The organism is Paenibacillus lentus (genome assembly GCF_003931855.1).
Taxonomy (GTDB): Bacteria; Bacillota; Bacilli; order Paenibacillales; family Paenibacillaceae; genus Fontibacillus; species Fontibacillus lentus.
This window is the reverse complement of record NZ_CP034248.1, coordinates 4,521,411-4,542,804: the sequence shown is the minus strand read 5'-3', so window position 1 is coordinate 4,542,804 and position 21,394 is coordinate 4,521,411. Positions and strand designations below refer to the sequence as shown.

20 protein-coding genes and 1 riboswitch are annotated in these 21,394 nt (G+C 48.7%); of the genes, 12 read left to right on the top strand and 8 right to left on the bottom strand.

The features are described from left to right. Nucleotides 1-29 precede the first annotated feature (29 nt). Nucleotides 30-285, top strand: a riboswitch (cobalamin riboswitch). Nucleotides 286-476: 191 nt separating this feature from the next. The 6 genes from EIM92_RS20610 (at nucleotide 477) to cobS (ending at nucleotide 5,904) form a co-directional block, all read left to right on the top strand. Beyond that, the gene (locus EIM92_RS20610) at nucleotides 477-1,502 is read left to right on the top strand and encodes an ABC transporter substrate-binding protein (protein ID WP_125084439.1); all 1,026 of its coding nucleotides are present in this window, start codon (nucleotides 477-479) and stop codon (nucleotides 1,500-1,502) included. Continuing rightward, nucleotides 1,499-2,545: a FecCD family ABC transporter permease gene (locus tag EIM92_RS20605; protein WP_125084438.1), complete on the top strand. Its 1,047-nt coding sequence runs from the start codon at nucleotides 1,499-1,501 to the stop codon at nucleotides 2,543-2,545. The genes EIM92_RS20610 and EIM92_RS20605 overlap by 4 nt, the downstream gene beginning before the upstream one ends. Next, a complete protein-coding gene (locus EIM92_RS20600) occupies nucleotides 2,542-3,327 on the top strand; it encodes an ABC transporter ATP-binding protein (RefSeq protein WP_125084437.1) in 786 nt (261 codons plus the stop codon). The genes EIM92_RS20605 and EIM92_RS20600 overlap by 4 nt, the downstream gene beginning before the upstream one ends. A 62-nt stretch (nucleotides 3,328-3,389) precedes the next feature. Further along, a complete protein-coding gene (cobT, locus tag EIM92_RS20595; protein ID WP_125084436.1) occupies nucleotides 3,390-4,481 on the top strand; it encodes a nicotinate-nucleotide--dimethylbenzimidazole phosphoribosyltransferase in 1,092 nt (363 codons plus the stop codon). Then, on the top strand, nucleotides 4,478-5,077 hold the full coding sequence (cobU, locus tag EIM92_RS20590) for a bifunctional adenosylcobinamide kinase/adenosylcobinamide-phosphate guanylyltransferase (RefSeq protein WP_125084435.1): 600 nt from the start codon (nucleotides 4,478-4,480) through the stop codon (nucleotides 5,075-5,077). Before cobT ends, cobU begins: the two co-directional genes overlap by 4 nt. After that, nucleotides 5,074-5,904, top strand: a complete 831-nt coding sequence (gene cobS / locus EIM92_RS20585) for an adenosylcobinamide-GDP ribazoletransferase (RefSeq protein ID WP_246021087.1) — start codon at nucleotides 5,074-5,076, stop codon at nucleotides 5,902-5,904. Before cobU ends, cobS begins: the two co-directional genes overlap by 4 nt. 62 nt (nucleotides 5,905-5,966) lie before the next feature. On the opposite strand, the gene EIM92_RS20580 is transcribed toward cobS, so the two are convergent. After that, nucleotides 5,967-7,655: a methyl-accepting chemotaxis protein gene (locus tag EIM92_RS20580; RefSeq protein ID WP_125084434.1), complete on the bottom strand. Its 1,689-nt coding sequence runs from the start codon at nucleotides 7,653-7,655 to the stop codon at nucleotides 5,967-5,969. A 232-nt stretch (nucleotides 7,656-7,887) separates the two neighbouring features. On the opposite strand from EIM92_RS20580, the gene EIM92_RS20575 reads away from it, so the two are divergent. Further along, a complete protein-coding gene (locus tag EIM92_RS20575) occupies nucleotides 7,888-8,577 on the top strand; it encodes a queuosine precursor transporter (protein ID WP_125084433.1) in 690 nt (229 codons plus the stop codon). Between the two features lie 178 nt (nucleotides 8,578-8,755). On the opposite strand, the gene EIM92_RS20570 is transcribed toward EIM92_RS20575, so the two are convergent. Next, nucleotides 8,756-9,841 carry a M24 family metallopeptidase gene (locus EIM92_RS20570; protein WP_125084432.1) on the bottom strand — a complete coding sequence of 362 codons (1,086 nt, stop codon included), beginning with the start codon at nucleotides 9,839-9,841 and terminating at the stop codon, nucleotides 8,756-8,758. Between the two features lie 350 nt (nucleotides 9,842-10,191). Between EIM92_RS20570 and EIM92_RS20565 the strand changes: the two genes are divergently transcribed. Beyond that, a complete protein-coding gene (locus tag EIM92_RS20565; protein WP_125084431.1) occupies nucleotides 10,192-11,724 on the top strand; it encodes an MDR family MFS transporter in 1,533 nt (510 codons plus the stop codon). A 167-nt stretch (nucleotides 11,725-11,891) separates the two neighbouring features. Here EIM92_RS20565 and EIM92_RS20560 read toward each other — a convergent pair whose 3' ends face one another. The 5 genes from EIM92_RS20560 to queC form a co-directional block, all read right to left on the bottom strand. Beyond that, nucleotides 11,892-12,863 carry a 2-hydroxyacid dehydrogenase gene (locus EIM92_RS20560; protein ID WP_125084430.1) on the bottom strand — a complete coding sequence of 324 codons (972 nt, stop codon included), beginning with the start codon at nucleotides 12,861-12,863 and terminating at the stop codon, nucleotides 11,892-11,894. A 114-nt stretch (nucleotides 12,864-12,977) separates the two neighbouring features. After that, nucleotides 12,978-13,475, bottom strand: a complete 498-nt coding sequence (gene queF / locus EIM92_RS20555; RefSeq protein ID WP_125084429.1) for a preQ(1) synthase — start codon at nucleotides 13,473-13,475, stop codon at nucleotides 12,978-12,980. Between the two features lie 44 nt (nucleotides 13,476-13,519). Next, complete coding sequence (gene queE, locus EIM92_RS20550; protein WP_125084428.1) at nucleotides 13,520-14,260, bottom strand: 7-carboxy-7-deazaguanine synthase QueE; 741 nt, start codon at nucleotides 14,258-14,260, stop codon at nucleotides 13,520-13,522. Further along, nucleotides 14,253-14,747: a 6-carboxytetrahydropterin synthase QueD gene (gene queD, locus EIM92_RS20545; protein WP_125084427.1), complete on the bottom strand. Its 495-nt coding sequence runs from the start codon at nucleotides 14,745-14,747 to the stop codon at nucleotides 14,253-14,255. The genes queE and queD overlap by 8 nt, the downstream gene beginning before the upstream one ends. Next, entirely contained in the window at nucleotides 14,744-15,412 is a 669-nt protein-coding gene (gene queC, locus EIM92_RS20540) for a 7-cyano-7-deazaguanine synthase QueC (RefSeq protein WP_125084426.1), read from the bottom strand. The genes queD and queC overlap by 4 nt, the downstream gene beginning before the upstream one ends. A gap of 367 nt (nucleotides 15,413-15,779) precedes the next feature. Between queC and EIM92_RS20535 the strand changes: the two genes are divergently transcribed. The 4 genes from EIM92_RS20535 (at nucleotide 15,780) to EIM92_RS20520 (ending at nucleotide 20,390) form a co-directional block, all read left to right on the top strand. Further along, on the top strand, nucleotides 15,780-17,267 hold the full coding sequence (locus EIM92_RS20535; protein WP_246021458.1) for a copper amine oxidase N-terminal domain-containing protein: 1,488 nt from the start codon (nucleotides 15,780-15,782) through the stop codon (nucleotides 17,265-17,267). A 312-nt stretch (nucleotides 17,268-17,579) separates the two neighbouring features. Further along, on the top strand, nucleotides 17,580-18,644 hold the full coding sequence (locus tag EIM92_RS20530; RefSeq protein WP_125084424.1) for an ABC transporter substrate-binding protein: 1,065 nt from the start codon (nucleotides 17,580-17,582) through the stop codon (nucleotides 18,642-18,644). A 34-nt stretch (nucleotides 18,645-18,678) separates the two neighbouring features. Beyond that, nucleotides 18,679-19,596: an ABC transporter permease gene (locus tag EIM92_RS20525; RefSeq protein ID WP_125084423.1), complete on the top strand. Its 918-nt coding sequence runs from the start codon at nucleotides 18,679-18,681 to the stop codon at nucleotides 19,594-19,596. After that, nucleotides 19,596-20,390 carry an ABC transporter ATP-binding protein gene (locus EIM92_RS20520; RefSeq protein WP_125084422.1) on the top strand — a complete coding sequence of 265 codons (795 nt, stop codon included), beginning with the start codon at nucleotides 19,596-19,598 and terminating at the stop codon, nucleotides 20,388-20,390. The genes EIM92_RS20525 and EIM92_RS20520 overlap by 1 nt, the downstream gene beginning before the upstream one ends. A gap of 149 nt (nucleotides 20,391-20,539) precedes the next feature. Here the strand turns inward: EIM92_RS20520 and EIM92_RS20515 are convergent, their stop codons facing one another. Continuing rightward, the gene (locus EIM92_RS20515) at nucleotides 20,540-21,394 is read right to left on the bottom strand and encodes a TIGR03943 family putative permease subunit (RefSeq protein WP_125084421.1); all 855 of its coding nucleotides are present in this window, start codon (nucleotides 21,392-21,394) and stop codon (nucleotides 20,540-20,542) included.

The window sequence follows — 21,394 nt, the reverse complement described above, 5'->3', positions numbered from 1 at the left end:
GACGCTAATGCTAGAATGCTTAGTGAAATGAATGGAAAGAATCCGTAGGTCCCGAATCGGCAGTTGATCCACAACTGACGTCTCGGGTTAAAAGGGAAGCCGGTGAAATTCCGGCACGGTCCCGCCACTGTAAACAGGGATGAAGCTCATAATGCCACTGTCATTCGTTGAATCACCGCTATAGCCAGCGCAGTACGCCTGGATTGGAGTGAAGCTTCGAGGATGGGAAGGCGAGCTGAATCGATAACCTGGAGTCAGGAGACCTGCCTACGGGAAGAAGAGACGTTCCTTCGAGGAAAGGAAGACGTTCTGCTGATAGAGCTATATACTGGACAAGCCGGATGCTTGAACAGTGTGTATAGTCTTGTAGACGTAGCCCGATCCTGAGCGGATGGGGTTTTTCTTGTTTCCCTCAATTTTCCATTTAATAGCTAAAATTTATGGGTATTAAAAGATACCGATAAGGAGAGAGAAGGATGGATAAATTTAGGCATTATTGGGGTATTTTGGTTTTAGTAGTTGTACTCGTAGTGATGGCAGCGTGCGGCAAGGACACTAAGGACACGCAAGACAATAACGCAACCAGTACACCTGCCCAGCAGGAGCAGAGCAATCAAACGGGACAGAGCGAGCAGGAGCAGCCAGCATCCGATGCGCAAAAAACAACCTATCCTTTGACGGTGACGGATTCAACAGGTGCGGAGTTTACTTTTGAGGCTGCTCCTCAAAGGATCGTATCGCTGGCTCCTTCTGAGACGGAAGGATTATTTGCTTTGGGTCTTGATGAACAAATCGTGGGCGTATCTGACAACGACGATTATCCCGAAGCCGTAAAGGATAAGCCAAGAATGGGCGGTTCCCAGGTTAACGTTGAGGCCGTCATCGCCGCAAAGCCGGATTTGGTTGTGGTGGTGGGCAGCCTGATCGACCCGGCAACCGTTAAAAGCTTAACCGATCTTGGTGTTAAGGTTTATCAGTCCAACCCGAACAAATTGGAAGAAACGCTGGCTCATATTAGAGCAATTGGCGAGATCACTGACCGGAAAAAAGAAGCTGAAGAAGTGGTAGGGCAAATGGAAAAAGAACGCGATCTCGTATTGGATGCTGTTAAAACGTTAACGCCGGATCAACGCAAAAAAGTATACATTGAGTTTTCGCCGGGCTGGACGGTCGGTAAAGGCGAGTATATGGATGAATTGATCACGCTGGCTGGAGGCGAGAACGTAGCATCGGATCTTGAAGGCTGGAATGAAATTAACGAAGAAAATATTATTAAGGCTAACCCCGATGTTATTTTATTTGGCGGGAACATACGCTATGAGGACAATAAAACGATCGGCGAAATGATCAAGACTCGCGGTGGTTGGGATCAAATCACGGCCGTCAAGGAGGATCGGGTTATTGGGATTGATGATAATTTATTAAGCCGTCCCGGCCCTCGCGTTACTCAGGGGTTAATTGAAATTGCCAAAGCCATTTATCCGGAATTGATCCCGCAATGACGAAGAAATTGGCAGGATACGCAGTGGCGGGCATGATACTTCTGGCTGTTACTTTGCTGATTTGTATCGGCGTTGGATCCGTCTTTCTGCCCACCGGCCAGATTATAGGTATTTTGCTTCAGCAGCTGCCAGGAATCGGCAGCTTGATAACATCAGATTGGGATATATCGGCAGAGCAGATCGTTCTGCAGGTTCGGTTGCCACGAGTACTTCTGGGCATGTTAGTCGGAGGTTCACTCGCAGTGGCCGGTGCCGCATTTCAAGGTGTGCTTCGCAATCCGCTGGCTGATCCCTTTACATTGGGCGTTTCCTCGGGAGCTGCGGTCGGTGCTGCCACACTTATTTTTTTTGGCTGGCAGTTTTCGTTGGTCGGTGTATTCACGCTCCCGATAGTTGCGTTTGTAACAGGTGCATGTACACTGCTTGTTGTCATGTGGCTCGCTAGGGAGAACGGAAAAATCCCGATTGAGAGCCTCATTTTGTCAGGTGTGGTTATGCAGTCTTTTCTAGGGGCGATTGTGTCGTTTTTAACGGCAATGTCGAAGAAGACTATCAATGAAATTATGTACTGGACAATGGGGAGTTTAAGTTTGCGTGGATGGTCGTATACGATCATCCTTCTCCCATATTTGGTCATTGGAATGCTGTTTTTGTGGAGTAAAGCCCGTAGCTTGAACCTGCTTGCATTGGGAGAACGTCATGCGGCTCACTCCGGGCTGAATGTCGATCGAACCAAGGTGCTTGTACTGCTGGTAGCTACTCTGATGACTGCGGCTGCTGTGTCTGTGTCTGGGGTGATCGGCTTTGTTGGGCTGGTCATACCGCATATGATCAGACTGATGACCGGTCCGGACTATCGTTTGATTATTCCGCTCTCCGCGCTTGGCGGGGGAATCTTTATGATGTGGAGCGATCTTGCAGCCCGAACGGTGCTTGCCCCTACAGAAATACCGCTTGGTGTTGTTACGGCATTTGTGGGCGCTCCCTTCTTTGCTTATTTGCTATATCGTAATAAGAAGCGGAGAATGGAGGAGCTGCAATGATTCATGTTCAAGGCGTATGCAAGACCTATGGTCGGCAAACGGTGCTAAAGGGAGTCGATTGGCATGTTCAGCGGGGAGAGTTCTGGGGCATCATCGGGCCCAACGGCAGCGGAAAAACGACGCTGTTAAACCTCTTGTCAGGTGTTGAGAGACCGGAGGCTGGGGATATTTCGCTAGTGGGCAAGTCACTTCCATCTTATGGACGCAAAGCTTTGTCAAGGAAGCTGGCTGTACTTCAGCAGGATGGTTTGCCGCCGATGGCTTTTCCAGTGCGTCAGGTTCTGGAAATGGGCAGATTTCCTTTTCAAAACTGGCGGGGACAAGAAACGGGAGACGGTGCGGCGGCGTTGCTTGACGAGATCGTAAACCGCCTAGACCTGCAGGGACTGGAGAACAAGCCATTGCATGTGCTGAGTGGCGGGCAGAGACAGCGGGTTGCACTTGGCAAAGTGATGGCGCAGCAGCCGGAGGTCGTCCTGCTGGATGAGCCGACGACATATCTCGACATTCACTATCAAATGCAGTTTATGGAATTGATCTCCAGCTGGCAGCAGGCTGAACAATTAACCGTCATTGCAGTAATGCATGATTTGAATCTGGCTGCATTGTATTGTGATAAGCTGCTTGCATTGCGTGAAGGAAAGGTCGTGGCCAGAGGAAAGCCGAGTGAAATTATTGCCCCGGAAATAGTGAAGTCACTCTTTGAAGTGGACTCTTATGCCGTGATGCATCCGGATCGCCAGGTACCCCAACTGCTGTTGCGAAACGAGCACGGGATCTAGCAGGAAGAGTGGCTGTTAATGATTAGTTGTGCTGAAGTGAAATTAGAGGAAGGGGTTATAAAATGAGTTATTCCGTTTCAGACGTTATCAAGTTAGTATCGCCTTTGCAAAGGGAGGCTTCGGCAGCGGCAGCGGAGCATTTGGATCGTTTGACCAAGCCGCCGGGCAGCCTTGGAAAGCTGGAGGCGCTGGCGATTCAGCTTGCTGGAATCACAGGACAAGTGAAGCCAAGCTTTGATAAGCGTGCAATTATCGTGATGGCCGCAGACCATGGTGTATGTGAGGAAGGGATTAGTGCTTTTCCGGCTGAGGTTACTCCACAAATGGTATTGAATTTCTTGGCTGGCGGGGCGGCAATTAATGTGTTTGCCCGTCAAGCAGGTGCTGATGTACTGTGTGTGGATGTCGGAGTTAATGCCGAGTTGAGTCACCCGGATCTGCTTGTTCGTAAGGTTAGAATGGGAACGGCCAATATGGCTGCTGGTCCAGCGATGAGCCGTAATGAAGCAGAGGCCGCTCTATTGACTGGGGTTGCTGTCGTAAAGGATGCTGTGGATAAAGGTACAACATTGTTCGTGACAGGTGAAATGGGAATTGGCAACACAACAGCCAGCGCTGCGGTGATGAGCGTGCTGACGGGCATTGCTCCTTTGGAGTGTGTGGGAAGGGGTACAGGCATCGATGAGCAGACATTGCATCACAAAGCCTCTGTAGTTGAGCGGGCTATCGCGTTGAATCAACCGGATGCCCAAGATCCACTGGATGTCCTATCCAAAGTGGGTGGCCTGGAAATTGCAGGTTTAACTGGTGTCATATTAGGCGCAGCAGCTTATCGTTGTCCTGTCGTTATCGATGGATTTATTTCCAGTGTAGCCGCTTTAATCGCTAAGGAATTATGCGCGGAGACGGTAAATTATATGGTTGCTTCCCATCATTCGCAGGAGCCTGGGCATATTCAGGTATTGCGGGCGCTTGGCCTCTCTCCGATGCTTGAGCTTGATATGCGGCTTGGAGAAGGAACCGGAGGCGCCCTTGCGCTTCATTTGATTGATGGAGCCTGCCGGATTATGAAGGAAATGGCTACCTTTGAAAGTGCGGGAATTTCCTCAGGCGAGCCATCGGCTGGCATGGATAATGGAGTGAATACAAAGTGATCGTCATGGTGACGGGCGGAGCTCGCAGCGGAAAAAGCAGCTTTGCCGAACGCTGGTGCATGAAGCATGCTGGCAGGGCGTATTATATCGCCACAGCTCAAGCCTTCGATATCGAAATGGAACAGCGGATAGCATTGCATCGTCAGGGGCGAGAGACGACAGATTATAGTTGGGAGACGATCGAAGAGCCGCTCCAACTAGGCGATTTGCTGACGAAGCTAAGCGATACTGGGCGGGAGGCGATGGGGGCAGCGCATTCTGATCCTGAAGTCGAACCCTCTCCAGCTGTACTGATCGATTGCTTGACGCTGTGGCTGTCTAATGTTCTGCTCTCTGTTGGCGAGCAAACGGATGGTGAGGCCAAGGCAATGGAGGAAATAGATCGGCTGATGGAAGCGATCGCCAGTTATAACGGAACTATAGTGGTGGTGACCAACGAGGTGGGTAGTGGCATTGTTCCCGCATATCCTTTGGGGCGGCTATATCGGGACTTGGCCGGCGTCATGAATCGGCGTTTAGCCACAATCGCAAAACAGGTATTTCTCGTTACCGCAGGCATTCCGATCGAACTAAAGAGCAGGGAGTATAAGCTATGAACAGAAGCATGAACCGCAATAAAAGTAAGGATCGGCCGATTGCGGCGGCGTTCCAGTTTTTATCGCGAATCCCTGTTCCGCTCGAAGTGGATTTCACGCCAGAGGTGCTGAGGCGCAGTGTGAAGCATTATCCGCTCGTGGGCTTCGCCATCGGCGCTGTGCTCAGCGTGGTCGCTGCACTCTCCGCTTGGCTTCTGCCGCCGATGCCCGCGGCAGTTGTTACACTTGCGGCTTGGATTTGGCTGACCGGGGGTCTGCATCTTGACGGCTGGATGGATTCGGCTGATGCGCTGCTTAGCTATCGCAGCAGGGAGAAGATGCTGGAGATTATGAAGGACAGTCGAGTCGGCGCTATGGGAGTTATTGCTTGCGTATTGCTCCTTCTCTTTAAAATGTCTCTTCTGGCAACCTTAATAGGTTCTGGTTTTGTCTACATAGGCGCCGCGCTGTTGATGGCAACCGTGTGGAGCCGCTGGTTTATGACCTATGCATTAAAAGTCTGGCCGACGGCGCGGGAAGGCGAGGGACTTGCGGAGCGCTTTCATGGGCAGACGGCAGGTGATATCACCATTTCAACTATAGTCGCTCTATTGCTATCGGCGCTCGGATTGACGCTAGTAGCCTGGTGGCTGATACCGCCTGTTTCCTGGATGCTCTTCTTGATTTATTATTTGATCGTACCGTGTATTGTATGCTTCGTCGGCACGCTGGCGGCGGCTAGGATCAGCAAGAGATTAGGCGGATTAACAGGTGATGTGTATGGTGCTTTGAATGAAGGGTTAGAGGCAGTGGTGCTATTGGCTGCCGTTATTATTTTTGGCAGATAAAAAGTAATGCCGTGCTATTATTCCATAGCACGGCATTACTTTTCATAATTTGTACGGATTTATCAGATGATAAATTGACGGACGGACTCACGTAAGGAAAGTGCACCTTCATGCAGGTTACGCACGGCATTGGCATGGTCATTGATTTCGTCCGCTTGCTTTGCGGAGTTATGGGCAATTTCCTCGATCGTGACGAGGGATTTCGCGGTGATATTTGCTGCCTCTTCTACAGAAGCTGTCACTTCTTCTGCACTTGCAGAGACCTGTTGGGTGGAAGAAGAGATGGATTGTACGGTCAAGTTAATGTTTTGAATCCATGCTGCCAGCTGAGAAAAAGCTTCTTCTGCGCTCTTAACGCGAGACGTTCCAGATTGGATTTCATCGCTGACACGCTGCATTGCACGTACAGAGTTGCTGGCTTCATCTTGAATGGCGAGAAGATAGTCACCGATTTCGTCCGTAGCGATGCGGGATTGCTCGGCGAGCTTGCGTATTTCCTCGGCTACGACTGCAAAGCCTCTTCCATGTTCACCGGCACGGGCTGATTCAATGGCAGCGTTGAGCGCTAGAATGTTAATCTGCTTGCTGATTTCCATGATCGTTCCAACGATTTGGGCAATCGCTGCGGAGCGTTCGTTCATGAGCGAAATATGGTTCATGGATTCCATGGCCGCTTCCTCGACTTGGAGCATTTCAGTGACAGCATCATGAACGATCTGGTTGCCTGATATGGCTTTATCCGATGCTTCCCCAATTTTCTCGGTGATTTCTGCCGAGGAAGACGCGATATGATGAATGCCTGCAGAAATTTCCTCCATGGCTCTCGCATTTTCTGCAGCAGTTGTGGCAATCGTAGAGCTGCCTGCTTCCACTTGCTGCGTAGCTTCATTTGAGCTGTAAATTAATTGTTCGAAGGTTTGTGCGGATGCAAGCAAGTTGTCTGATGTATTAACGACCGTCTGGGAAGTATGAAGGACATTGGTGATCATTCCTTTAAGCTGCTCTGTCATGGTGCGGAAGCTTGCTGCCAGCTGGGCTAACTCATCATGGCCTTGAACCTCAATCGTTTGCCGGAAATCGCCATGTGCCATTTTCTCCGTGACCTGTGCCAGGTTCCTGATTGGCTTAGTAATTCGTTTGCTGACCATATAGGCTGCGGTAATGCCGAGAAATATAATTACGGCAGTAATGCCAAGGCAGATCCATAAAATTTCCGTCTGCTTTTCCTTGATAAAGGTAGCATCTATTCCGACGGCCAACAGCAGATCACTTCCTGGAACCTGGAGATAAGCCGTCTTATGGTAGCCAAATTGGTCCTGGTATAATTCGCTAATCGCTATTTTGCCAGCTGATGCTTGCCTCATCGCATCTTGAATGGCTATGGTGTCAGAGGTTTCTAGGGTAGAGCCGGAGCTGGTCGCAATGACTGTGGCTTGCTCATCTTGAAGATGAACTAGATAAACTGTATGTAATTGAAAATCCTCCACACTCTTCGTTAAGTAGGCTTCTACGCCAAAGCGGGAGTTTTCTCCCCCATTGAGCAGTTGGAGGGACATCGTTGTATTAAGGTTGCGATAAATATCCTGCGTACTAGTATGTAGAACCTTGTCAAACTGGGGCAGAACGTTTTTGTTGATGATCCCCATGGATACGAAATAAAAGCTGATGCTAAACAATAGGGAAGATAAGATGATGACAACGGTAAAGGTTGTCATGAATTTGCGGCTGATTGAGTGCTTGATTCCGAGCATGACATTATTTCCTCCTAAAATTATGTGTTCCTTGTAGGTCAATACTTATTGCTAGAACCCTCCTTCCATAAACCTAGATAAGTTATTAACCATTGGTTCATTAGTCATATATTATAGCAAGTTCCCCCATTTTGAAAATAGGTTTTTGAAAACATTCTTTATTCCAGTAATTTTTCACGTTTTTCACACTCATTTTACACTCATATGAATTCAAAAATAGGGAGGAAGTCTGATGTATAACCTCGGATGGGGTGTTTTGTTCGTCATCGTTAATTTCGCATTTTTCTTGATATGCTATCGCTGGTTCGGCAAAAAGGGGCTTTATGCCTGGATTGGCGTTGCTACGGTCATTGCCAACATTCAAGTGGTGAAGACGATTGAAATGTTCGGAATTGTTATGACCCTCGGCAATACGATGTATGTTAGCTTATACATGACCAGTGATTTGCTAAATGAAAAATACGGCCGAGGCGAAGCTAAGAAAGCGGTGTGGTTTGGTTTCTTTACCCTGATTATGACGACGATCCTGATGCAGATGGCACTAGTATTTACGCCTCAGCCTGAGGACTTGGCCCACTCTTCTTTAGAGAGGATCTTTGGATGGATGCCAAGGCTTGCGCTCGGCAGTTTGACGGCATATTTCGTTAGCCAATTTCTGGATGTCCGGTTGTTTTCCTGGATTCGAAAATTCTATCCGAGCCGGGGACAGCTGTGGATTCGTAACAATGGCAGTACGTTGATCAGTTCTTTTGTGGATACGCTGATCTTCTGTACGATTGCTTTTGCGGGGCAATATAGTTTGCAAATTTGGACGGAAATATTGCTGACGACGTATGTCGTGAAATTTGTATTGACCGCAGCGGGTACTCCTTTTCTATACATCGCCAGAAATTTCCATCAAGAGGAGAGGGAGGAAGCATAAGTGGAGTAGCCTGACATGTCCATCCGGTTGCCGGAGCATCGCGATCAGCTGCTAGTTGAACGGTAAATCACGCTGCTGTATTCAATGCAGAAAATAGATTACTATTACAAATAGGGGTTGCCAGCAGTCCGTTTTTACTGACCTTCTGGACAACCCCTGCTTCAGGTTGGTTGCGGTGTTATAAATAAGTAAGCTCTTTGGGGAGTGTAGTTAGCACTTCTACTCCTGTAGCGGTTACGGCAACGTCGTCTTCGATGCGAACGCCTCCGACCCCAGGCACGTAAATCCCGGGTTCGACCGTAAATACGTTGCTTTCTTCAAGAAGCAGCTCATTCTCCCCATGGACGGAGGGAAATTCATGAACATCGATCCCGAGACCGTGCCCGAGTCGGTGAATGAAGTAGGGGCCGTATCCGGCCTCCTCAATGACGTCGCGGGCAGCTTTGTCAATCGAGGCATAAGATACGCCGGGCTTAATGGCCTGGATTGCTGCTTCATTAGCGGCGAGCACCGTATTATACATTTGCTGTAGCGGCTCGGTCAAGTGTCCAACGCCATAGGTGCGCGTAATGTCCGATGCGTAACCGTCAGCATATAGTCCGATATCGAACATCAGCAGGTCGCCATTTGCTATCGGCTGATGGCCTGGCACTCCATGGGGAAGAGCGGTTTTCTTTCCAGACAGCACCATGGAATCGAAGGCCGGGCCTTCAGCGCCTACTTTACGAATCAGGTATTCGATTTCTGCGACAAGTTCATTTTCTGTGATGCCAGTTTTTACATGGGGCAGGGTCTCCAGCAGCACTTGTTCAATAAGGGCCACGGCATGTCGAATTTTGCTGATTTCTTCCTTTGATTTGCGATTGCGAAGCTGGCGAAGCCATGGGCCAACATCTAAATATCTGGCAAAGGACAGGGATTCCTGCAACTGCTCGAATCGGGCAACCGACATATGGTCCTTTTCAAAGCCGATCGTGCCGACGGAGCATTTAAGATTATTTTTTAATACTTCATAAGGGTTATCCGTATCCCTGTGCGTTACGACTGCCATGGTGTCTGCAGCAGATCGGGCATTTTCTTCATCCAGCTCGGGAACGAGCAGGAAGGGCTGCTTGCCGATGGAGAATACGGCACTCAGAAATCGTTCGTGAGGGTTGCTTAGAAAGCCTGTCAAGTAATAGACATGTTTGGGATCGGTTATAATTAACGTCTGTATGCCTACCTCCCGCATTTTTTGTTCCAGTATGGTCCATTTGGAGTTCATTATCGTGAACCTCCCTCTCTTTAAAACGTAATTATTCATTTCTAGGATAAAAGATGAGATTTAGATCGCTTCGCGGGTACGATATAGGTAATAAATACTTTCAAGAAAAAAGACGTCCTCTTTCAGGACATCCTCATGATAAGGATAATCTATGCCAGGCTTGAAATGGATGAGGCTGTGATCACGGTTCAATTGTATCATATTATTACAATATTTGTAAGTAAGACTCGTACTTTGTCGTATTACAAATTTTTGTCGGAAGCTTTACATTCCGTCTTTTTCCAATAAAATAAACAACAGAAGCAAGTAACAAAATTTGAAAAAGTTAAAGGGGCATACCTAATTTGAATATGAAACAGAAGGATAACACCTCTCTCATCTTAATCGGTCTGATGCTGGCGATACTAATGTCAGCCATGGATAATACGATCGTTACGACGGCAATGGGTACGATTGTGTCGCAGCTTGGCGGAATGAACCAGTTCGTATGGGTAACCTCGGCGTACATGGTTGCCGTTATGGCCGGTACTCCAGTATTTGGGAAGCTCTCCGATATGTACGGTCGCAAACGTTTTTTTATATTCGGGATTATTACGTTCTTAGTTGGTTCTGTGCTGTGCGGCATGGCGGAAAGCATAATGCAGCTGAGCATTTACAGAGCTATCCAGGGGATTGGCGGCGGGGCGCTGATGCCGATTGCTTTTACAATAATTTATGACATATTTCCCTTGGAGAAGCGCGGTAAAATGACGGGTTTGCTCGGGGCGGTGTTCGGAACCTCCAGCATATTTGGCCCATTGCTCGGTGCTTATATTACCGATAGACTAGGCTGGCATTGGGTATTCCTGATCAATGTGCCGATTGGGCTGGTCTGTCTCGGATTAATAATCGTCTTCTATCGCGAATCCTTGTTGCGTTCCGAGCAGCGCATCGATTGGGGCGGGGCATTTACGCTTGTTGCTTCCGTCGTGTGTCTGATGTTTGCGCTGGAACTAGGTGGAGAAACCTATCCTTGGGGATCAACCGTAATCCTAAGCTTGTTTGCTGGCTTTACCGTATTATTTATAGCTTTCCTGTTCATAGAGACGCAGGCGGAGGAGCCCATTATTTCATTTAATATGTTCAGGAATAGGCTTTACGCGACGAGCAGCGCACTCGCATTGCTTTACGGCAGTGTGTTTATTGTCGCGACAGTGTTCATCCCTATTTATGTACAGGGCGTATTTGGGGGTTCTGCGACGAACTCGGGTATGATACTTATGCCGATGATGATTGGATCGGTTATAGGTAGTATGTTAGGTGGATTTTTATCTACGCGGCTATCGTATAAGACGATCATGTTTATTTCCGTATTCTGTTTTGTGAGCGGTATTTTTGCATTAAGCACGATTACAAATGAAACTACCCGGTTTCTGCTTACGCTTTATAGCATTTTGACCGGATTTGGGGTAGGCTACTCCTTTTCGGTGCTGAGCATGGCTGCTGTTCATCATTTCGATATGCGTCAGCGTGGGGCAGCCACATCCACCAATTCCTTCTTGCGATCGTTGGGGATGACTCTGGGAATTACGATTTTTGGGATAGTACAAAGAAATTTAGTTGCTGATGAAATGAAGCGGGCATTTGGTGGAGAGAGCGCAGGAGCAGGAGTATCCGCGGAAGCCTTCGGCGATTTGAGGGAAGCATTATCCCCGGAGCGGAGGGTGCAAATTCCGCCGCAGATTTTGGAGAAAATAACATCGGCTCTGTCCACCTCTATTGCCCATACATTTATGTGGGCACTGATTCCCGCCGGACTAGCCATCCTGGTCGTATTCATCATGCCGAATGATCGCATTTCCCCGCAAGGCAAGCGAAGGTCTCAATTGGAGCAATCGTCGTAGTGTATAGGGTGACGATTATGGAAAAATCGAAACATGATGCCTGTGGATTCGGCTCCCTTCTAGGGCTGGAGGAGAAGTAAATAGTAGGCAGAACAAAGAAAGGGATGGATTGGGAGTTGACTCCTATTCCATCCCTATATTTTATGATATGCAAATGCCAGGTATCCTTAAGCCCGCAGTTCCTTAACGAGCTGTGGCGGAATATGGCCGTTGAGGGCAGCGACCATATTTTGCGCAGCGAGCATAGCCATGTCGAATCTCGTCTTGCTCGTTGCCGAGCCGATATGGGGCAGGGTAATAACATTAGGCAGTTTCAATAAAGGGTTATCTGGGGATATAGGCTCCCGTTCGAAAACGTCTAAACCTGCGCCATATATTGTTTTCTGCTCCAATGCGCTGATGAGAGCCTGCTCATCCACAGTCTGCCCGCGGGAGGCATTAATGAAGATCGCTGATGGCTTCATCAGTCCGAATTCCCGCTCGCCGATCAGGCGCTGCGTCTCTGGCGTCAGCGGCGTCATCAGGACGATGAAGTCGGCTTCCTGAAGCAATTTGTCCATTGAGCAATAGGTGGCTCCAAGCTCCGATTCAGCGGCTGGTTTCCGGCTGCGGTTATGATACAGGACTTCCATCTGGAACCCCCATGTTGCCCGGCGGGCAACGGCTTCCCCGATGCCGCCCATACCGATAATCCCCAGCTTCTTGTGATGGACGTCTAGGCCAAATAAATTCTGGTTGTTGCCGCGCTTCCATTGTCCTTCCTTCACGTAGCGATCGAGCTCGGTAACTCGGCGGGCCGAAGCTAGAATCAGCGCGAATATTAAATCGGCCACGGTTTCATTCAATACGTCGGGCGTATTGGTCCCCATGACGCCGCGGGCTTTCATCGCCGCAAGATCAAAGTGATTGTAGCCCACGCTCATCGTACTGACGACTTTTAATTTCGGGGCGTGATCAAGCAGCTCTGCATCTATTTTGCCGCCAAAGGTGAGCAGTCCCTCAGCATCGGACAGACTGGCCAGCAGTGCGTCTCTCGGGATAAGCTCTGGACGATCCCATTTGTCATAGATGCAATGTTTAGCGATATAGTTTTCCACTTCTTTCGGAACGTTGCGGGCAATGAATACTTTCGGCTTCAAGGCAGTCTCTCCCTCCGGAATAGGTTGCAATCATTTCAACTCAACTATTTATACCATTGTAACAGATTGCAGCCGTTTGAAACTCCGGTATTCGGTTACGATTTTGGGTGTACCTTACCGGTTGTCAATTTTCTCCGGATACATGTCATGCTGTATCAGACGCTGCTCAGCCATACTCTCGTATTTCGTGCCAGGACGCCCATAGTTACAGTACGGGTCGATTGAAATGCCGCCTCGCGGTGTAAATTTGCCCCAGACCTCGATATATCTTGGATCCATCAGTTTAATCAGATCATTCATAATGATATTTACACAGTCTTCATGGAAATCGCCGTGATTGCGGAAGCTGAACAAATACAGCTTCAGCGATTTGCTTTCTACCATTTTGATATCGGGAATATAACTAATATAAATCGTAGCGAAGTCAGGCTGTCCGGTAATCGGACACAAGCTTGTAAATTCCGGGCAATTGAACTTTACGAAATAATCGCGGTACGGGTGTTTATTATCAAAGCTCTCGAGAATGTCGGGATCATAAGTAAAAGAATATTGCACATTTTGATTGCCGAGCAGCGTTAAATCCTGAAGCTCATCGTTTTGTCTTCCAGTCATTATAAATCCTCCTGATAATTAGATCGTATCTAGTCTTATAAACACTACACGCCGCGTTTATTTCCCCAAACGAGGGCATGGAGCTGGGGGAGCACGCGCACATTATTCAATTCTGGGGCGGAGACAACCTGGTCGATCAGCTGCTCATATCTCTCCAGAAGATCTGCAGTATGCTGTTGGATATCCATTCTTTTCACATCTGGGTTGCCCACCTGCAAGTAAAAAGGTATGTGCGGATAGCGGACATGGACTTCTTTGGCATAGGCTAAATCCTCATCATCAAAGACAACGACTTTAAGGCTTTGTTTCAAAGGATAAGGTCTTGCCGACAGCTTGGAGGTCACCTCGTCAAGCATATTCCAGTCGGTCGTCATGCCCGAGCTCGGCGGTTTCGGAGACAGGGTTACTTCGTCGACTTCCGCGAGCCAATCCTGCCACCGGGAGCCCTGCGTCTCTACTGCGACGATGAATCCCCTCTCATGAAGCAGTGATACTAGCGTACCGAGTCCCCCAAGGAGAGCGGGATTGCCGCCGGACAGCGTAACATGGGAGAATCGATCTCCCCCCAGGGAGCACAGCTCGGCATAGATATCCTCGGCTGTTAACAGCCGGATGTCATCCTTGGCGCTGCCATCCCAGGTAAAAGCGGAATCGCACCAGGAGCAGCGGTAGTCGCAGCCCGCGGTGCGGACGAACATCGTCTTCTGACCGATGACCATGCCCTCCCCTTGAATGGTCGGGCCGAATATTTCTAGGACAGGGATAGGCTGCTGATGATTACTCACCGCTCATCCACTCCCGTCTCGCTTCAGCATAGCTGGTCGGTGTTTCGTACAGGCGAACGAATTCCGTTCTGGCCTGCAGAGAAGAGGAACGATAAGCGTCGGACTGAAGCGCCTGTTCCATTTGCTCATACAGCCATACGACCATATTTTCCGCCGTTGTATTCATTAGCGGTAGCGACTCGTTTAAATATTGATGATCGAGATATCCCTCGATCTCCTGCTTCCAAATCGTTTTGATCGTGCCGAAATCGATCGTGAGGCCAAGTTCATCCGGTATGCCGCTAATGCCGAAAATAACTCTATAGGTATGTCCATGCAAGTTTTTGCACTTGCCCTCATAAGCATGTAAATGGTGTGCAGCATCAAATGTAAATTCTTTACTTACCAGCACACGTCTCTTATGGTATCTTAATTCGGAATGAGGTATGTCCTCTCCCAGCTTCTGCAGCTTGTCAACGATGCGAAATTCGCCAGGGACAAAGCTCATGAGCTCTCCCCCTTTGCTCGTTTATCAAGATAGGCATTCATACCGGCAAGCCTTAGCTTGCAGGAAGGACACTCCCCGCAGCCATCGCCGATTACGCCGTTGTAACAGGTAAGCGTCCGCTCCCGGATGTAGTCAAAGGCGCCAAGTTCATCGGCAAGCTGCCAGGTGGCGGCTTTATCGAGCCACATAAGCGGGGTATGGATGACGAAGTTATGATCCATCGCCAAGTTCAGCGTTACGTTTAGCGATTTGACGAAGGCGTCCCGGCAGTCCGGGTAGCCGCTGAAGTCCGTTTCGCATACGCCGGTAATAATATGCCTTGCTCCAACTCCTTTAGCAAGAACAGCTGCAAAGCTTAAAAATAAATGGTTGCGGCCTTCTACAAAGGTATTGGGCAGCTCGCCGTCTTCATGGACGATGTCCATGTCATGGCGTGTCATTGCATTCGGGCTTAATTGAGCCAATAGACTCATATCGAGCAGGTGGAATTTGACCCCAAGCTCTTCGGCTATTCCGCGGGCGCACTCGATTTCCTGCTTGTTGCGCTGGCCGTAATCGAAGGTCACGACCTCGACTTCACGGAATTGCTTCAGAGCCCAAAAGAGGCAAGTTGTACTGTCTTGGCCGCCGCTGAATACAACAACGGACTTTTCGTGTTGAAGCATAAAAAAACCTCTCCTCTTCTGAATTTAGATAAAGGGTGCGAGGCGCACCGTTTACATAGAAGAAAGAGAGTTCTTGAACTGGAACACTATGAAAAAACATACCGAGTCCTCAAAAGGGCACGGCAAACAAGCGCAGAGCGCCGGTAGTTTTTTATAGAGGGAGTTCACGAACCTCTCGCATGCAGTGTTGCATGGATCTTCTTCAATTGTGTTGTGGTTGATGTTTCGATGTCATTATAGCATATATGAAGCTGCAGCTGTTGTGCCAACACATGTCAACTCATTGTTTTCTCTTATTTACAAGGTGAGAGGGATACAGGATAATAGAATATATAATTATAGAGGAGGTAATGTTATTTTGAAAAAAATGAGTAAATGGCTATCGCTGCCACTAGTGTTGCTGCTAGTCTTCCTTACAGGATGTCAGGCGGTAGGGGGATTCGATATCAACAAAGCTTTGTTGAGCAACTTGGAAGTCCAAGCCAGTGAATCCAGACAATCGGTTTCGATTGAAGTCGTACCAGCGGATAAGGTATCTGCAGAAGATAAGGAAATTATTGATCTGATCAATTCAGTTTCTTTAATTGTTGACCATGCTAAAATTCAGGATGCTTCTACGATGTCGATCAAAGGTTCGGTCGATTACTCCGGAGAGAAGCTGCCATATCATATCTCCATGGACAAGAAAGGGATGGCCATTCAGCTTGAAGGGGCGAAGCAGCCGCTGTACATATCTCTAGAGGATGCGTCTTTAGATTATATTGACTTGGAGCAATACAATGAGCAGGCGCAAGAGTTCGGCGTTAAGGCTGCCGGATTTCTGTTGAAGCATATGCCGAATCCATCCACGATTTCTGTGAAGAAAGTGCAGGAGAAAGTTAACGATGAATCGCTTAGCCTGACACAGCTGCATGTGGAAATCCGTGGTGACGAGCTGGTGAAGCTAGTGAAGCCGTTTATAACGAATGCGGCGAAAGACGAAGAGGGTTTGAAGGAGCTTATCGGGGTATTCTATGATACCTTCTATCCGATTCTTACCGGTACATTTGGAAGTGATGCGTCTGGCGACAGCCCAGCTTCCTCCAAAGAATTTGCCGTTGCGGCAATGTATGGAGTAGTACAAGAATCGCTGGCCGAGGTACTGAAGGAATACGACCAAAAAGTTGATGCTTTGTTCGAAGAAATGCCTGAACTGAATACCGTTCTTGGTAAGGACACTGTGTTGAAAATGGACTTGTATTTCGATAGCAGCCTGAACACGCGCAAGCAGAACATGGAATTTACGGTAGCAATTCCTCAAAGTGAAGGCGTACCTATTAAATCATTCACGGTGCGCAGTGAATCCGAAATGTGGAATGTTGGCGGAAATGTAGCTATAGATCAAGTGAATTTGAGCGCGGGCAAACTGGAAGTTGCCGATGAGGAGATTACTCCGGGACAGATGCTGCGCAATTTTGAGCCGGGTTCAATCATTCACAAACTGCTGACCGAACAAATGCAGATCACTTCCAAATATGTGTTGGTCGGTTATCCGGGAGATTATTATGAAGTAATCAAGAAGAATGGTACCAGCTTTGTACCGCTTCGTTATATGTCCGTTGAGTTGGACGCTGAAATCAAATGGAATAAGGAAACGAAAACGGCTACGATCATCGACGATATTACTCTAGAGGAAATCGTGCTGACTGTTGATTCCAAGCAAGCGAAGGTAGGCGGGAAGGCCGTAACATTATCCGAACCGGCATTCATTCATGAAGACGGCAAGGCGTATGTACCGCTGCGTTTTATCGCTGAAGCTTTAGGGGCGAAGGTGCATGTGGACGCTGAAGGCTGGATTACAGTAATTCGCGATTAATTGTTTAGGTGCAACAATCTGTGCTTCGCGCATGGATTTTTGGAGGAGGACTGCAGCTTATTCTACAAAATAAGCGGGCAGTCCTTTTTTACGTATAACCGAACTTGATAAACGAAAATTGACCGATATTTAATAATTGACGTACCATAAACCTCCATTTAAGATAGGAATAATACTTTACTTCAAAAAGAGAAGCCCAGTCATGATTTTTCGCTTTATCACTTTCATATGGGAAAGCGTTAGCAAGATCATGCTTTCGTGGCCTAAATCTTTATGGGGATCTATTATTTATTGAAGAGAGGGGTTATTGAAATGAAAAAGAAAATAGGGGTGTTATTGGCCATTGTTGCTATGCTTGTTACAGTGATCGGCTGCGGCAGCAATAATGCCGGCAGCAGCAACTCCGGGGCTGCGTCAAATAAGGGCAACGCAGAAGTAGGTGCTCCGGCGGATACGGGCAAGGAGAGCTATAAAATCGCAATTTCGCAAATCGTTGAGCATCCGTCTCTCGATGCGACTCGGGAAGGTTTCCTCGCAGCGCTTAAGGACGCAGGCATCGTAGAAGGTGAGAACCTGAAGCTCGATTATAATAACGCACAGGGAGATCCAACCAATAACCTGACGATTGCGCAAAAAATTGCCGGAGATAAATACGACCTTGTTCTGGGGATTGCTACGCCTCCAGCTCAAGCGCTCGTAGGTCAGGTTAAGAGCTCACCGATTCTGTTCGCCAGCGTTACCGACCCATTGGATGCCAAACTGGTCGACAATTTGGAAAAGCCAGGCGGCAATGTATCGGGAGCATCCGACACGAACCCCGAAGCCATTGTCAAACTAATGGATTTTATCGCGGAGAACTTCAAGGATGTGAAGACAGTTGGCGTCGTCATTAACCAGGGCGAGCCGAACGCCGTCATTATGGCTGGTCATGCGGAGAAAGCGCTTGAGAAACATGGCATCAAGCTGATTAAAGCGCCGGTAACGAACACGTCTGAAGTGAAGCAGGCGGCAGAATCGTTGATTGGCCGCGCTGATGCTTTGTATACGACGCTTGACAATACGGTTGTCGAGGCAGTCAGCACAATCATTCAAATCGCGAATGAGCATGATATCCCGTTCTTCTCCAGCGACCGCGATACGGTAGAGAAGGGGGCTTTTGCCACAGTTGGTTTTAAATATTATGATCATGGCTACCAGGTGGGGCAAATGGCTATTGAAGTATTAAAGGAAGGCAAGAAAGTCGGCGATATGCCGATCACCTTCCCGGATAAGCTTGACCTGATTCTGAACCTTAAGGCAGCCGCCGAGCAAGGAATCGAGGTTACCGATGCTATGAAAGACATGGTTAACGATAAGGAGAACAACTTGCTGGAATAGGCTAGTGGTTTCAATCATTTAGGAGGTACTCATCATGGTCAACTCGTTAATCGGAGCTCTTGAATCCGGCCTGCTCTACGCGCTGATGGCGCTTGGAGTTTATATTACCTTTCGGATTCTGGATTTTCCAGATCTAACGGTGGATGGAAGCTTTACGACAGGCGGCGCCATCGCTGCGGTTATGATTACCAAAGGAGCAGACCCGGTAACGGCAACCCTGCTCGCTTGCTTCGGCGGGATTATCGCCGGTATGTTTACGGGATTGCTTCATACGAAAGGCCGCATTAACGGGTTACTGTCAGGGATATTGATGATGATCGCGTTGTACTCGATTAATATGCGGATCTTGGGCAAGCCGAACGTCGCGCTGCTTGGCGAGAGAACGATATTTAGCTTCATCTCCCCGCTGTGGTTAATGCCTTTTGTAGTCATTGTGATCAAGCTGCTGCTGGATTTGTTCTTCAAAACGGATCTTGGTCTGGCGCTTCGAGCCACTGGCGATAACCAACGAATGATTCGCAGTTTTGGCGCTCATACGGATTATACGATTATTCTTGGACTAAGTTTGTCGAATGGTCTCGTAGCATTGTCGGGTGCGCTGATTGCCCAGCAGTCTGGTTTTGCGGATATCACGTCAGGAATTGGTATGATCGTCATCGGGCTCGCCTCTGTCATTATCGGTGAAGCGATACTAGGTGCGAGAACCGTATTCTTTGCTACGCTCGCCGCAATCATAGGTGCGATCGTCTATCGTGTGGTCGTTGCTGTCGCTCTGCGTGTCCCGTGGTTCGAATCATCGGATTTGAAGCTGATTACCGCTGTGATCGTCATCGTTGCTTTGGTTCTTCCGTCCGTGCAACGCGCATCGAAGCAGCGCTCGCTTGGCCGGAAACGTTCAAGAGAGGTTACAGAGTCGCTTGGTGAACATGTAGGTATGGGGGGTGGGCGTTAATGCTGCAGCTATCGAATGTATCTAAGCTGTTTCATCCCGGGTCGCCGGATGAGAAGATTGCGCTCGCTAACGTCAGCTTACATTTGCAGCCTGGTGACTTCGTTACTGTAGTTGGCAGTAATGGCGCCGGGAAGTCTACTCTGATGAATATGATCTCTGGAGTGCTCAAACCTGACGTCGGCGAGGTCCGCATTGCGGGCAGTGAGGTCAGCCATTTGATCGAGCATCAAAGAAGCCGTTGGATTGGCCGGGTCTTCCAGGATCCGATGGCAGGGACTGCGCCTAACATGACGATCGAGGAAAATTTGGCGATGGCCTACTCACGGGGCAAAAGACGTGGATTGCGTCTTGGTATCAATTCCTCAAGGCGCAGTATGTTCCGCAATCATCTCAGCCGTTTGGGCATTGGCCTGGAGAATAGACTGCGGGCCAAGGTTGGCACGCTGTCTGGGGGAGAACGTCAAGCGCTCAGTCTGCTGATGGCGACCTTCACCCAACCGCGAATTTTGCTGCTGGATGAGCACACCGCCGCGCTTGACCCGGCTCGGGCCGAGTTGGTGACGAAGCTTACCCAAAGCATCGTGGAGGAGATGAAGCTGACAACGCTGATGGTGACGCATAACATGGAGCAGGCTATACGTCTTGGCAATCGCCTCATCATGATGGACAAAGGCCGCATTATTCTCGATGTGAATGAAGTAAAGAAGAAGACGCTGACCATGGAAGAGTTGATTGGCGAATTCGAGAGAATCAGTGGTCACAAGCTATCCGACGACCGTGTCGTGCTCGGGTAAGTTTTAAGACGATAATCACGTTAATAGGGGGACAATGAAAGGCTGCTGCATATCTACGCATCGTGTATATTGCAGCAGCTTTTTTGCATGGATAGGGGGAGAGGGTCATGTGCAGTACGAGTCACGAAGCAGCGGCCATTCGCTCATGTCTACTCCCAAGCTTCAAGTGGATGATCATTCGGATAGACGTAGGGCGTGTCAGGGCGAGGGACCTCACGTAATTCGTCCGCCGTAATGGCGATGATTTCCTTCTCGTTAAGGATTTTCGTCTGCAGCGTGCCTTGTACTTCAATCCAGGCATCCTGCTGGAATCGGGGCAGCGGCTGATCGGAGTTCACGACCACCCCAAAGGGATAGGCATCAGCGGTGCAGCACTGTACGAGAAATCTTCCCACAATAAACTCGCGCTCATGGTCCAGGCTGGGATCATTATAAACGAAGCCGCTCAATTTTACGGTTTTACCTTTGAATTTGTCCTTGAATAGCTCGATGGCCCCAATTGTTTCAGAGTAAATTTCCGGTTTAACTTCGATGATCTCGGCGGAATATAACTTCTTGGCCAGCTCGGTGAATTCTTCATTGTATTTGTCCGGAGAAATAAAGATGTCATTCAGATGCTCCGAGTTTAAAACAGGAGAGGTGAGCTGCATTCCCTTTTGGTCGGCAGCCATGCTTCCCAGGGCGTAATCCGGCAAAATCATGCCAAGCAATAGCGGGAAAAGGAATAGTGTGTAGGCAGCGGCATTTTTTAATCTGGAGGTTGAGGGATGGTGTTCACAGCCACATGCTGCAGCGTCTTTGTTCGACAGGGCTTGGCAGGCGAGGCACAGGGACATGATCGCCAATGGGATCGCACTATAGCGAATCCAGGGCTCCATTTTGGGCGCGATATAATAATGCAGAGCTCCGGTCTTGGTTAAATGGGCGATAAATAAGGCGAAGGCGAGCAGAATAAAGGCTTTTGCTAGCTGCTGTCGACGCTGGGACCTTTGAGCATATTTCAT

What these genes read in the sequence shown, in the direction of transcription:
- queD (WP_125084427.1), bottom strand. Translation starts at nt 14,747, where the DNA reads ATGAGCTTTGTCCCTGGCGAATTTCGCATCGTTGACAAGCTGCAGAAG.
- EIM92_RS20515 (WP_125084421.1), bottom strand. Translation starts at nt 21,394, where the DNA reads ATGAAATATGCTCAAAGGTCCCAGCGTCGACAGCAGCTAGCAAAAGCC.
- EIM92_RS20600 (WP_125084437.1), top strand. Translation starts at nt 2,542, where the DNA reads ATGATTCATGTTCAAGGCGTATGCAAGACCTATGGTCGGCAAACGGTG.
- EIM92_RS20605 (WP_125084438.1), top strand. Translation starts at nt 1,499, where the DNA reads ATGACGAAGAAATTGGCAGGATACGCAGTGGCGGGCATGATACTTCTG.
- EIM92_RS20525 (WP_125084423.1), top strand. Translation starts at nt 18,679, where the DNA reads ATGGTCAACTCGTTAATCGGAGCTCTTGAATCCGGCCTGCTCTACGCG.
- EIM92_RS20530 (WP_125084424.1), top strand. Translation starts at nt 17,580, where the DNA reads ATGAAAAAGAAAATAGGGGTGTTATTGGCCATTGTTGCTATGCTTGTT.
- queF (WP_125084429.1), bottom strand. Translation starts at nt 13,475, where the DNA reads ATGACTGGAAGACAAAACGATGAGCTTCAGGATTTAACGCTGCTCGGC.
- cobT (WP_125084436.1), top strand. Translation starts at nt 3,390, where the DNA reads ATGAGTTATTCCGTTTCAGACGTTATCAAGTTAGTATCGCCTTTGCAA.
- EIM92_RS20570 (WP_125084432.1), bottom strand. Translation starts at nt 9,841, where the DNA reads ATGAACTCCAAATGGACCATACTGGAACAAAAAATGCGGGAGGTAGGC.
- EIM92_RS20575 (WP_125084433.1), top strand. Translation starts at nt 7,888, where the DNA reads ATGTATAACCTCGGATGGGGTGTTTTGTTCGTCATCGTTAATTTCGCA.
- EIM92_RS20535 (WP_246021458.1), top strand. Translation starts at nt 15,780, where the DNA reads ATGAGTAAATGGCTATCGCTGCCACTAGTGTTGCTGCTAGTCTTCCTT.
- queC (WP_125084426.1), bottom strand. Translation starts at nt 15,412, where the DNA reads ATGCTTCAACACGAAAAGTCCGTTGTTGTATTCAGCGGCGGCCAAGAC.
- EIM92_RS20565 (WP_125084431.1), top strand. Translation starts at nt 10,192, where the DNA reads ATGAAACAGAAGGATAACACCTCTCTCATCTTAATCGGTCTGATGCTG.
- cobS (WP_246021087.1), top strand. Translation starts at nt 5,074, where the DNA reads ATGAACAGAAGCATGAACCGCAATAAAAGTAAGGATCGGCCGATTGCG.
- EIM92_RS20610 (WP_125084439.1), top strand. Translation starts at nt 477, where the DNA reads ATGGATAAATTTAGGCATTATTGGGGTATTTTGGTTTTAGTAGTTGTA.
- EIM92_RS20580 (WP_125084434.1), bottom strand. Translation starts at nt 7,655, where the DNA reads ATGCTCGGAATCAAGCACTCAATCAGCCGCAAATTCATGACAACCTTT.
- EIM92_RS20520 (WP_125084422.1), top strand. Translation starts at nt 19,596, where the DNA reads ATGCTGCAGCTATCGAATGTATCTAAGCTGTTTCATCCCGGGTCGCCG.